A 610-nucleotide genomic window follows, 5' to 3' on the forward strand; every position below is an offset into this window, starting at 1 on the left:
TTGCACCATAGCTAAGTAAGTTTGGTATTGGCTCTCTGTTTGGTTGATCTGGTTTAGAATATTCTGATAACTTTGGGAAAGATTTTGAAGTGCTTGTTGGTACGTCCAAAGACCGTTTTGGATATTATAATTGAATTGGTTCCACCATTGTGCTTCCATACTCTCCAAATTTTGTTGAGCACCGTTCAAGTTTGTCTGAGTATTCGAACCACCCAAATTCAGATCCACACCTTGTCCGTTCACAAACTGTTCCCATTGACTCTGAAAAGAATTTATTGCGGCTTGGGTAGAAGCGCTATTTGCTCCAAATGTATCGCCTAAATATTTACTTCTTTCTTGAGTGATTTCGAATTCCGCGTCCTGTTGCCATTGTAAAAGAAGTTCATTCGCTTGTCCTTGGAGAGAGTCATACACATAACTTTGGTAATCGGCGACAGTTGCATAATGATCGCTTGTATCGATTGAGTTCACCAACTGAGTGATCTGCATCTGCAATTGGATTTCCCATTGGGATTGTAAAACACCCAAACTCTGAAAAACGAAAGCATCCCAATTGCTTATGGACTGCATCTTATCCGCCAAAACAAAAGTTTGGTCCAGAGAAGTTCCG

1 protein-coding gene is annotated in these 610 nt (G+C 40.5%); it reads right to left on the minus strand.

Annotated elements, in window-relative coordinates; all coding sequences use genetic code 11:
- The coding region (locus tag EHO65_RS08935; RefSeq protein ID WP_279632288.1) for a TIGR04388 family protein at positions 1–600 on the minus strand (600 nt) is incomplete at its 3' end.
- Between the last annotated feature and the right edge of the window lie 10 nt (positions 601–610).

Source organism: Leptospira andrefontaineae (assembly GCF_004770105.1).
In the GTDB taxonomy this organism is placed as follows: domain Bacteria; phylum Spirochaetota; class Leptospiria; order Leptospirales; family Leptospiraceae; genus Leptospira_B; species Leptospira_B andrefontaineae.